Here is an 11,538-nt window from a genome sequence, read left to right as displayed (position 1 = left end):
TTAAGGAGAAAATATTATGAAAATTGCTTTTGCAACTGTTGTACAATTAGGACTTAGTTGTATAGAAGAAATATATAGAATAGGTGGAGAATTAGAGTTATTAATAACTTTAGAAGATGAAAGAGCTAAGCATAAATCAGGAAGAATATATCTTGACGAATTTTCAAATAAACACAATATACCACTAGTTAAAATAGAAAATATAAATCAAGCAGAAGTTATAAATGCTTTAAAAGAAAAAGATATAGACTGGTTATTCATAATAGGATGGTCACAAATAGCTAAAAAAGAACTATTAGATACTCCTAAACTAGGATGCTTAGGAATGCATCCAACACTATTACCAATGGGAAGAGGAAGAGCAGCAATTCCTTGGGCGATAATAAAAGGTCTAGAAAAAACAGGAGTAACAATGTTTAAGTTAGATGAAGGTGTAGATACAGGATTAGTATTAGGTCAAGTTGAGATATCTATAGAAGAAAGAGAAAATGCAACAACTTTATATAAAAAAGTAAATAGTGCACATATAACTTTGATGGAAAAATATTGGAATGACATAGTAAATAATAATGTAACCCTAGAGAAACAAAATGAAAGTCTAGCAACATACTGGGAAGGAAGACAAGCAGAAGATGGTAGAATCAGTAATCAAATGACTTGTTTAGAAGCAGATAGACTAGTTAGAGCAGTAACAAAACCATATCCAGGAGCTTTTTATGAAGATAATAATAAAAAGATAATTATATGGACAGCTAAAACAGCAACAGGAGAAGCTGTAGATGAATCTATATCAATAAAATTAAAAGATGGTTACATAATACCTATAGATTATGAAATAGAAATTTTAGAGGTGGTGCAATAAATGGTAAGTTTACAACTAATTATAAAAAGAGCATTTGATATTGCAGCATCACTAGTAATACTGGTGATTTTTTTTCCAATAGGATTGATGATATCATTAATAATCAAACTAGATTCAGAAGGACCAGTATTCTTCCTTCAAGAGAGGCCTGGTAAAGGAACCCAGATATTTAAAGTATATAAGTTTAGAACTATGAGGCCTGGATCTGAAAAAATGATAAAAGGAAAAGAAGTATTTGTAGATGATGATAGAGTAACTAAAATAGGAAAATTCTTGAGAAGATATAAAATAGATGAATTGCCACAATTACTAAATGTAATAAAAGGAGAAATGAGTTTGGTTGGACCTAGACCAGAAAGAATGGACTATTTGGGTGAATATACACAAGAAGAACTAAAAAGATTTAATATGAGACCAGGATTAACAGGACTTGCTCAAGTAAGCGGAAATATTCATATATCTCTAGATGAAAGACATATGAAAGATGTATATTATGTTGATAATTTTAGTTTAATAATGGATATAAAAATTATGCTTTTAACAGTCGGGGTTGTATTGTTCGGAGAAGATAAATTTGCTAAAGAAGAAGGTAAAGCAAACTCATAAAATAAAAAAGGAGTTAGATTAAATGAAAACAGCACTGGTCACTGGAGCGAGTGGATGGATAGGATTAGAGCTTGTAAATAAATTATTAGTTGATGGATATACAGTTAAGGCTATGAGTAGAAGAAACAATGCATCACTGAACAACTTGTCTAAGGAGTATAAAGAAAGGCTAAAGATATTTCAAGGTGATATGATAGATATTGAAAATTGGGAAAGTGAACTTGAAAATACAGATTGTTTATATCATTTAGCTGCTAAAGTTCACACTAAACCTAAAAATAAAGAAGAAGAGAATGAGTTTTATTTAATAAATAGAGACGCTACAAACAAATTATTTGATCTATCAATAAAGTATAGTATTAAGAAGGTAGTATTTGTAAGTACAGTTGCAGTATATGGTAAGTCACAAGACAATGTTATAAGTACAAAAACTACAAGAAATCCAATTACACCATATGCAAGGAGCAAGAATGAAGCAGAAGCATATGCTAATAAACTATATAGAGAAAAAAAGTTACCAGTATCCATAGTACAGCCTGTAGTAGTATATGGAGGGAATGATAGAGGCAATTTTAAGAAGTTATATAACTTAGCTCAAAAGGGTTTATTAGTTCAATTTGGTAATGGGCTAAACAGAAAAAGTACTATTTACTATAAAGATCTAGCTCAGATGATGAAAACTATTGGTGAATCAGATAAAGCTATAGGAAATACATATATATGTGGAACGGAAAGTTTATCATATGAAACTATAATTAAGAAATTTGAAAAGGATATAGCGAGAGCTAAGATAATAAAGATTCCTAATAGAATATCAAGGTTAGCTATAAAGTGTGGGAATATAGTGCCCATAAATAAAATAAAAAATATATCAGGAAATATAGATGTATTAATGACAGATAACACGTATGATTTTAAAGATTCATTAGATTTTATAGATACTGATGAAGTAAATGAATTTAATAAATGGGATTGCATAAGTGAATATGGAAAGTAAGGTGATAAAAATGAAGTTATTGATACTGTCAGAATATTTTTATCCTGATAAAAGCTCAACACCTAAAGTATTAACGGAACTTGCTGAAGACATTGTTAAAAATGGAATCGATGTAGATGTAATAACATCAGATTGTTCATACAGAGGTCAAAATAGTGATCTAAAATCAGAAGAAGTTTATGAAGGAATAAACATAAAAAGGGTATACAGTTCCAAGTTTAATAGAAATAAAGCACTAGGTAGAATAACTAATTATTTAACATTTTTAGTAAGTGCATTTATAAATACTATACTAAAAAAAGATTATGATTACATATTATTAGTATCGAACCCACCAATACTTCCCCTTATAGGGTATTTAGTAAATAAAATACGGAAGAAACCATATATATATTTATTGCATGATATATATCCTGATATGGCAGTTAAAGTAGGTGCAATAAAAGATGATGGGTTAATATGTAAAGTTATGACTGCTATAAATAAAAAAATATATAATAATGCACATAAAGTTATTGTTCTGGGTAAAGATATGAAACAAAATTTACTAAATAAGAAAGTACCAGAAGATAAAATTGAAATAATAACGAACTGGGCAGATAAAGAAAAAATATACAAAATAAGCAAAGTTAATGAATTCTCTATAAAAAACAATATAGATGATACATTCAACATAATATACACAGGAAATATAGGTAGATTTCATGATATAGAAACAATATTAAAAGCAGCATATGAATTAAAAAAAGTGAGAAATATAAAGTTTATATTTGTAGGAGATGGATATAAAAAGAAAGATATAGAAGCATATGTAGAAAAATTTAGGTTAGAAAATATAAAAATTTTTGATTATCAGTATGGAGAAACTTACAATCAACTATTAAATTCAGCTGATTTATTTATAACAACATTAGACAAAGGAATAGAAGGATTAGGGGTGCCATCCAAGACATATTCATATCTAGCAGCAGGAAAACCTATAATTGCAATAATGAATAAAGATAGTGAAATAGGTAGTTTAGTAGAAGGGAATAAGTTAGGAATAAGGGTTGATTCAGGGGAAGTAATTAGAATAACTAATTTTATACTAAGTATGAATCGAGAACTAAATTTATATAAAGATATACAAAACAATGTTGAAGACATATTTAATAACAACTATGAACGTAATATTGTAACAGTTAAATTTGTAAATATTATGTATAGAAATAAACTTATGGAGGATTAGAAAACTATGTTTGAAAATAAAGTGCTTTTGATAACTGGAGGAACAGGGTCTTTTGGCAATGCTGTATTAGATAGATTTTTAGATACAGATATAAAAGAGATACGTATATTTAGTAGAGATGAAAAAAAACAAGAAGATATGAGAAGAACTTATAGAAATGATAAGTTGAAGTTTTATATCGGAGATGTAAGGGATCATAATAGTATAGATTATGCACTAAAAGGTGTTGACTATGTATTTCATGCAGCAGCATTAAAGCAAGTTCCATCTTGTGAATTTTATCCAATGCAAGCTGTTCAAACAAATGTAATAGGTACAGAAAATGTATTAAATGCATGTATACATAATAAAGTAAAAAAAGTTGTATGCTTAAGTACAGATAAAGCGGCATATCCAATAAATGCTATGGGTATATCAAAAGCTATGATGGAGAAAGTTGCAATAGCAAAAGCTAGACAAGTAGATCCTAAAGATACATTAATAAGTGTAACAAGATACGGCAATGTTATGGCTTCAAGGGGATCTGTAATACCTTTATTTATAGATCAAATGAAAAGAGGAGAGGATATAACAGTAACAGATCCTAATATGACAAGATTTATGATGAGTTTACCGGATGCAGTTGAGCTAGTTTTATATGCTTTTGAAAATGCTAGACAAGGAGATCTATTTATACAGAAAGCTCCAGCGGCTACAATCGAGTGCCTAGCTAAGGCTATGACGGAATTATTTGGATCTAGTGAAACAGGAATAAAGATAATCGGTACTAGACATGGAGAAAAACTATATGAAACATTAGCTACAAGAGAAGAATTAGGAAAATCAGAAGACTGTGGCGATTACTATAGAATTTGTGCCGATAATAGAGATTTAAATTATGATAATTACTTTGAAGATGGGAAAGAAAAAGTATCTATATTAGATGATTACCATTCACATAACACAGAAAGACTAGATGTAGAAGGAATGAAAAAATTACTATTAAAGTTAGATTATATACAAGAAGAATTAGCAAACTTTGAAGAAGAACAAAGACTTAAAGAAGTAGCTATAACTAAATAATATAAAAATTTTAATAGTGGGGATTGATTAATATGAAAAAAATATTAGTAACAGGTTCAAATGGATTTGTAGGTAAAAATACGGTAGTAGCTTTAAATGAAGCTAAGAAATATGAAGTACTTACTATAGATAGAAATAATACAGAGGAAGAACTTAAAAAAGCTACATTAGATGCTGACTTTATAGTTCACTTAGCAGGAGTTAATAGACCTAAAGAAACTAAAGAGTTTTATGAAGGCAATGGAGGACTTACTGAAAAGATAGTTGGATTTTTAAAAGAAGAAAACAAAAATACTCCAATATTAATAACATCATCAACTCATGCTGTTTTAGACAATGATTATGGTAAAAGTAAGAAACAATCAGAAGATGCATTAGTTAAATATAGTGACGAATGTGATGCTAAGGTATATATATTTAGACTACCAAACTTATTTGGAAAGTGGTGTAGACCTAATTATAACTCAGCAGTATCAACATTTTGCTACAATATAGCTCATGACTTAGATATATGGGTTAATGATCCATCAATAGAATTAAATTTAGTTTATATAGATGATGTTGTGGCGGCTATAATGGATGCTATAGAAGATATAGGAGCAAATAGTGTACAAATAGATAAATATTACTATGAAGTAACAACTGTATATAAGAGAACATTAGGGAATATAGTAGATTCTTTAAAGATGTTTAGAAATATGAGAAAAAGTTTATTAATACCTGATTTAAGTGATGGATTTAATAAAGCATTATATTCTACATATTTAACATATTTAGAAGAAGATGATTTTTCATACTTCTTAGATAAGAAAGAAGATAATAGAGGATGGTTAGCTGAACTTGTTAAGTCAGAACAATTCGGTCAAATGTTTGTATCTAAAACACACCCGGGAATAACTAGGGGCAACCATTGGCATCACACTAAAACTGAAAAGTTTATAGTTATACAAGGACAAGCCAATATAAGCTTTAGAAAGATAGATGAAGACAAGGTAATAGAGTATATAGTAGATGGTGAAATACCACAGGTATTAGATATACCACCAGGGTATACTCATTCTATAGAAAATATAGGACAAGATGAAGTTATAACACTTTTTTGGTCAAATGAAATGTTTAATCCAGAAAAACCAGATACTTATTTTTTAGAGGTGAATAAATAATGAAAAAATTAAAATTAATGACGATAGTTGGTACTAGACCAGAGATAATAAGACTTTCAGAAACAATAAAAAAATGTGACAAATATTTTGAACATATATTAGTTCATACAGGACAAAATTGGGACTATACATTAAACCAAGTATTCTTTGAAGATCTAGAATTAAGAGAACCAGACTACTATTTAGATACAGTAGGAAAGGATTTAGGTGAAACTATGGGGAATATAATAGCTAAATCTTATGAAGTTATACAAAAAGAAAATCCAGATGCATTATTAGTATTAGGAGATACAAACTCAGCGATGTCAGCAATATCTGCAAAAAGGTTAAAGTGTCCAATATTTCATATGGAAGCTGGAAATAGATGTTGGGATTGGAATGTATCTGAAATGATAAATAGAAAAATAGTAGACCATATAGCTGATATAAACTTACCATATACAGAACATTCAAGAAGATATTTAATTTCAGAAGGAATAGATGGAAAAACAATATTTGTTACGGGGTCGCCTATGCAAGAAGTTTTAACAAAAAATATGGATAAAATTAGAAAGAGTGATGTATTAGAAAGACTTAATCTTGAAAAAGGAAAATACATATTGGTGTCTGCTCATAGAGAAGAAAATATTGATAACGAAGAAAATTTTATGTCTTTAATGAACTCTATAAATAACATAGCAGAAAAGTATCAAATGCCTGTTATATACTCAACTCATCCGAGAAGTAAGAAGTTTATAGAGCAAAGAGGATTTAACTTCCACCCATTAGTTCAAAGTTTAAAACCATTTGGATTTATGGATTACAATCAGCTTCAAATGAATAGTTACTGTGTGCTTTCAGATAGCGGAACTCTTTCTGAAGAAAGTGCTATATTAAATTTTGCAGGAGTCCTTATAAGGACATCTACTGAAAGACCTGAAGTATTGGATAAGGGGACGGTTGTTATTGGAGGAATAAAAGGAGACGATGTAGAACAAGCTGTTGAACTTGCGGTAATAATGAAAGAAAATAATGAAGAAGTTGTATTACCAAATGATTATGAAGATACAAATGTATCTGTAAAAGTAGTAAAGTTAATTCAAAGCTATACGCATATTGTTGATAAAACTGTATGGGGAAAGTTATAGTATAAAAAGACTAGAAATTAATAGCTATTAAAAATATATAAGTATATTAATTTTAATATTAGATATGCTTATAGCAATATATTGCTATAAGCATATTATTTTTATTAAATATACTTGTTAGGGAGGAAGAATTTTTAATGTCAAGTAATATGGATATTACTTTTTTAGGTGGATTATTTCCAAGGGAAATTGAAGAAGAAATTGTAGCTAATTCTATTGGAAATATTGATAATGCAGCAAATGTATTACAGTGGAATTTCATAAATGGTTTAGAAGCGAATAATGGAGATCCTATAAATATTATTAATTCATTATACATAGGATCGTATCCTAAACGATATAAAAAATTATATATAAAAACTAGCGAATTCAGAAAAAATGTTAAATCCCAAAATATTAATGTTGGATTTATTAATATATTTGGTGTTAAGCAATATTTAAGATATTTTAGTATAAAAAAATATTTGAAGCTATGGGCTAATGATAAGAAAGAAAATAAAGTAATTATAGCATACGCATTAACATCTGTATTTGTTAAAGCACTTAAATATATAAAAATGGTTAACCCAAATATAAAAACTTGTATAATAGTACCAGATTTACCAGAATATATGAATACCTCAGATGATGTATCTAAAATATATAAAATACTTAAACACATTGAAATAAAATCAATAAGTAAAAATTTGAAATATATAGATAATTTTGTTTTGTTAACAGAGCAAATGTCAAAAGCTTTAAATGTAAATAATTATATTGTTGTTGAAGGAATAGCTACAGATATATTAAAACAAAAAGATGATAAGTTAAAAGAGAGTAAAAAAAGTGAAAAAATAATTTTATATACGGGAACATTAAATAGAAGATATGGCATATTAAATTTAATAAGTGCATTTAGGTTGATAGATAATAAAGATTATAGACTTATATTGTGTGGCTATGGAGACAGCATAAATGAAGTATTAGAAGCTGAAAAAACAGATAAGCGTATTATATTTAAAGGTCAAATTAAAAGGGAAGATGTTTTACAGTTACAAAATGAAGCTGACGTTTTAATTAATCCAAGGCAGAATAAAGAAGAATTTACTAAATATAGTTTTCCGTCTAAAAATTTAGAATATTTATCGTCAGGAACACCACTAATAGCATATAAACTGGATGGTATCCCAACAGAATATGATGACTATATTTATTATATAGAAAATGACTCAATTGAATCATTAAGAGATAAAATAGTAGAAGTTTGTGAAAAGACTAGAGAAGAATTAAATGCAGCAGGAAAAAGAGCTAGAGAATTTGTACTAAGTGAAAAAAATAGCATAGCTCAAACTAAGAAGATCTTTGATTTATTAGGAGAACAAAATGATAAAAAGAAATAAATTAAAAAATGAAGGTAGCTTAATTGACGTATTATTAATATTGACCATATTTTTATTTGCAATTGATTTCTTAAATAAATCAAATTATATAATATTAATATTAATGTTTAATTTTTCCATTTGGATGTTGACAAAAAAAAGATATTTATATATAACATATGAGCTTATTGTATTATCGATATGCTTTACGCTATATTTTTTAATATATAAAATATATAATCCTATAAGTTTGCAAAGTTTTATTGTAATTTGGATAGGCCCGATAATCGCGTATATAGTTGGATACCATATATGTGGGGAAATTAATGGTATAAAGATTAAACATGCATTACTTATATTAGCATTCGGAACGTTTATTCATGGAGCATTAAATATGATATTTTTTTTAAAAAAGGGAATGGATGGAAGACATATACCCGATATATGGTCAGGTATAGCTATGACAGCTACACTACAAGGAGTTTTATTTACAATGATTTGTAGTTTAGTATTTTATTCTATATTTATAGAAAAAAATTTTGGATTAAAACTTATAATTATAGGATGTGTTTTGTTTTCAATATTTTCAACAACACAGACTGCATCTAGAAGTATTTTAGTTATAGTAGCTATTGTATTTATGATAAATACAATATTATATCTATTTATAAATAGATATAATAAAAAGATAGTAAAAAAATTTTTAATTAATCTAGTATTGCTGATTGTTGTAGCATTTGCTATATATAATGTTTTTGATTTTAAAAATATATATCAACAATCGCCTTTGTATAAGCGTGTACATAGTGAATATGAAACTGAATTAGATAAAGACCCAAGATTTGAAATGTATGAAACCGTAATTGATGAAATGTTTGAATATCCTTTAGGAGGAAATAAAATTCAGGGAAGTTTAAATTACGCCCATAACTTATGGTTAGATACAGTTATAGAGGTTGGTATTTTACCATTTTTTATTTTAGTTATATACACTATAATGACTTTGATAACTATAATTAAATTTATGAAACATAACGGAATAAAAAAAGAAGATAAATATATGGTATTGTCTATATATTCAGCATTATTGCTGAATTTTTCAGTAGAGCCTATATTACAAGGTGTACCTTATATATTTATAGTTATGTGTATTATAAATGGAATGACAAAGAGAGTATTAGATCAAACTATTTATTTAGAAAGAATATCAAAAGTATAATGATACAATTTATTAGTTATGTAAATTATGAAAAAATTAAAATTAATTAAGTTAAAGTTGAGGAGTGTGATTTGGTGAATGAGGTAGTAAAAAGATTAGTATTTTATATTTTACGAAAAAAAATGGAATTAGGAAAAAGTGTATCTATAGGGAAAAAAACAAGAGTGAATTTTAAAACTGTAGTAGAAGGTGGAAACCGCATTGGAGAAAACAATATAATATCAAACTCATATATAGGTTATGGAACTTACACGGGTAGAAATAATAATTTAGCAAGTATGAGGATAGGTAAATATTGTTCAATAGCATCCAATATAAATCTAATTATGGGTACTCATCCTACGAAAATATTTGTATCGACTCATCCTGCTTTTTTTTCTTTAAAAAAGCAAGCTGGGTTTACATATGTGGAAAAACAATTATTTGATGAAAGTAACAATGAAAATAAAGCATTTAAAGTTATTATCGGAAATGATGTATGGATAGGTGACAATGTGAGCCTAATTAGTGGTGTGAAGATAGGAAATGGAGCTATAATTGGTGCTAATTCACTAGTTACGAAAGATTGTAAACCATATTATATATACGGAGGAGTTCCAGCTAAAAAAATAGGACAAAGATTTACAGATGAGCAAATAACTATTTTAAATGAATTAAAATGGTGGGATAGAAGTGAAGAGTGGATTATTGATAATATAGATAAATTTAGCAATATAGATGAGTTTATAAAGGAGCAATTAAATGGATAATATAGCTATTGTAGTAATTGGATATGATAGATTGCATTGTATAGAAAGATTGCTTAAATCTTTGGATAGAGCGGTATATGATGATTGTATAGATTTAATTATTAGTATTGATAATAGCGGTAATGAAGATTTATACAAGTATGTAAAAGAATTTAATTGGAAGTTTGGAAATAAAACAGTAATAATTAGGAGTGAGAGGTTAGGGTTGAAAAAACATGTAATTGAGTGTGGAAACTTGACTAAAGAATATGAATACATAGTAGTATTAGAAGATGACACTTATGTCTCACCGTATTTTTACAACTATACTAAACAAGCAATTAAATTTTATGAAAATAATGAAAATATAGCAGGAATATCTTTATACAAGCATAAGCGAAATATAGATGCTTCAAAAGTTTTTGAAAATGAAAAAAACGAATTTGATTCATTCTTTATACAATATGCGCAATCATGGGGACAAGTATGGAGCAGAAAAGAATGGAATAATTTTATGGAATGGTATAATAAAAATGGTGATAGCTTTGAGTATTCAAATAAAGTTCCCTCAAATTTATTCCAATGGTCAAATAAATCATGGTTAAAGTATCACATAAGGTACTGTATAGAGAATAATAAATACTTTGTATATCCAAATATAAGTCACTCAAGTAATTTTAATAATATGGGAAGCCATGCAATTGCCAATAGCCCTGCATACCAAACAGATTTAATGTATGGGAAAAAAGAATATAAATTTATGCCGTTTAATAAAAATGCAATAAAGTATGATTCATTCTTTGAAAGAGAGGACCTAGGGGATATGCTAGGAATAGACAGAGGTGAGTTATGCATTGACATATATGGAATGAAGCAAAATAAAGAAAATAAAAAATACTGGTTAACGACTCGATTAGAAGATTTTAGAATTATTAAGTCATTTGGTTTAGAATTAAAGCCACATGAGATGAATGTAATAAATCAAATAGAAGGAAATGGTATATTCTTATACGATACTAGTATTATTGAAAAAAATTATATCAAATCAAAAATACATAGATACAATTCACACTTGTACTATCAAGGTGAAGCAAATAAAGGAGACTTATTAGAGTATACTAAGTTTAAGTATACAGAATGGCTAAAATATGTAATTAAAAGAATAAAAAAATTAAAATAAATTCATGT

11 protein-coding genes are annotated in these 11,538 nt (G+C 27.6%); all 11 read left to right on the top strand.

The genetic code is table 11. From position 1 onward, the window contains the following. Positions 1-16: 16 nt before the first annotated feature. Positions 17-862, top strand: coding sequence for a formyltransferase family protein (locus H8891_RS08385; RefSeq protein ID WP_187006083.1), 846 nt, complete (start codon positions 17-19; stop codon positions 860-862). After that, positions 863-1,468, top strand: coding sequence for a sugar transferase (locus H8891_RS08380; RefSeq protein WP_187006082.1), 606 nt, complete (start codon positions 863-865; stop codon positions 1,466-1,468). Positions 1,469-1,490: 22 nt separating this feature from the next. Then, positions 1,491-2,465 (top strand): NAD-dependent epimerase/dehydratase family protein, encoded by a 975-nt coding sequence (locus H8891_RS08375; protein ID WP_187006081.1) that lies wholly within the window; start codon positions 1,491-1,493, stop codon positions 2,463-2,465. 10 nt (positions 2,466-2,475) lie between these two features. Beyond that, positions 2,476-3,693 carry a glycosyltransferase family 4 protein gene (locus tag H8891_RS08370; protein ID WP_187006080.1) on the top strand — a complete coding sequence of 406 codons (1,218 nt, stop codon included), beginning with the start codon at positions 2,476-2,478 and terminating at the stop codon, positions 3,691-3,693. A gap of 6 nt (positions 3,694-3,699) precedes the next feature. Continuing rightward, positions 3,700-4,755, top strand: coding sequence for a nucleoside-diphosphate sugar epimerase/dehydratase (locus H8891_RS08365; RefSeq protein ID WP_187006079.1), 1,056 nt, complete (start codon positions 3,700-3,702; stop codon positions 4,753-4,755). A gap of 32 nt (positions 4,756-4,787) precedes the next feature. After that, positions 4,788-5,918: a polysaccharide biosynthesis C-terminal domain-containing protein gene (locus tag H8891_RS08360; protein ID WP_187006078.1), complete on the top strand. Its 1,131-nt coding sequence runs from the start codon at positions 4,788-4,790 to the stop codon at positions 5,916-5,918. Beyond that, positions 5,918-7,045, top strand: a complete 1,128-nt coding sequence (wecB, locus tag H8891_RS08355; protein WP_187006077.1) for a non-hydrolyzing UDP-N-acetylglucosamine 2-epimerase — start codon at positions 5,918-5,920, stop codon at positions 7,043-7,045. The genes H8891_RS08360 and wecB overlap by 1 nt, the downstream gene beginning before the upstream one ends. A gap of 137 nt (positions 7,046-7,182) precedes the next feature. Continuing rightward, on the top strand, positions 7,183-8,424 hold the full coding sequence (locus tag H8891_RS08350; RefSeq protein ID WP_187006076.1) for a glycosyltransferase family 4 protein: 1,242 nt from the start codon (positions 7,183-7,185) through the stop codon (positions 8,422-8,424). Continuing rightward, complete coding sequence (locus H8891_RS08345; protein WP_187006075.1) at positions 8,408-9,622, top strand: O-antigen ligase family protein; 1,215 nt, start codon at positions 8,408-8,410, stop codon at positions 9,620-9,622. Before H8891_RS08350 ends, H8891_RS08345 begins: the two co-directional genes overlap by 17 nt. A gap of 74 nt (positions 9,623-9,696) precedes the next feature. Next, positions 9,697-10,371: an LbetaH domain-containing protein gene (locus H8891_RS15605; RefSeq protein WP_187006074.1), complete on the top strand. Its 675-nt coding sequence runs from the start codon at positions 9,697-9,699 to the stop codon at positions 10,369-10,371. After that, a complete protein-coding gene (locus H8891_RS08335; protein WP_187006073.1) occupies positions 10,364-11,530 on the top strand; it encodes a glycosyltransferase family 2 protein in 1,167 nt (388 codons plus the stop codon). The genes H8891_RS15605 and H8891_RS08335 overlap by 8 nt, the downstream gene beginning before the upstream one ends. Positions 11,531-11,538 lie beyond the last annotated feature (8 nt).

This window comes from Paeniclostridium hominis (assembly GCF_014306135.1).
Lineage (GTDB): Bacteria > Bacillota > Clostridia > Peptostreptococcales > Peptostreptococcaceae > Paraclostridium > Paraclostridium hominis.
Note: the sequence above shows the minus strand (reverse complement) of the source record. Positions and strands in the feature narration are given on the sequence as shown.

Bases quoted from the DNA above. Each gene is read 5' to 3' on its own strand.
- H8891_RS08375 (WP_187006081.1), top strand. From the start codon at position 1,491: ATGAAAACAGCACTGGTCACTGGAGCGAGTGGATGGATAGGATTAGAG.
- H8891_RS08335 (WP_187006073.1), top strand. From the start codon at position 10,364: ATGGATAATATAGCTATTGTAGTAATTGGATATGATAGATTGCATTGT.
- H8891_RS08360 (WP_187006078.1), top strand. From the start codon at position 4,788: ATGAAAAAAATATTAGTAACAGGTTCAAATGGATTTGTAGGTAAAAAT.
- H8891_RS08350 (WP_187006076.1), top strand. From the start codon at position 7,183: ATGTCAAGTAATATGGATATTACTTTTTTAGGTGGATTATTTCCAAGG.
- H8891_RS08370 (WP_187006080.1), top strand. From the start codon at position 2,476: ATGAAGTTATTGATACTGTCAGAATATTTTTATCCTGATAAAAGCTCA.
- H8891_RS08345 (WP_187006075.1), top strand. From the start codon at position 8,408: ATGATAAAAAGAAATAAATTAAAAAATGAAGGTAGCTTAATTGACGTA.
- wecB (WP_187006077.1), top strand. From the start codon at position 5,918: ATGAAAAAATTAAAATTAATGACGATAGTTGGTACTAGACCAGAGATA.
- H8891_RS08380 (WP_187006082.1), top strand. From the start codon at position 863: ATGGTAAGTTTACAACTAATTATAAAAAGAGCATTTGATATTGCAGCA.
- H8891_RS08385 (WP_187006083.1), top strand. From the start codon at position 17: ATGAAAATTGCTTTTGCAACTGTTGTACAATTAGGACTTAGTTGTATA.
- H8891_RS08365 (WP_187006079.1), top strand. From the start codon at position 3,700: ATGTTTGAAAATAAAGTGCTTTTGATAACTGGAGGAACAGGGTCTTTT.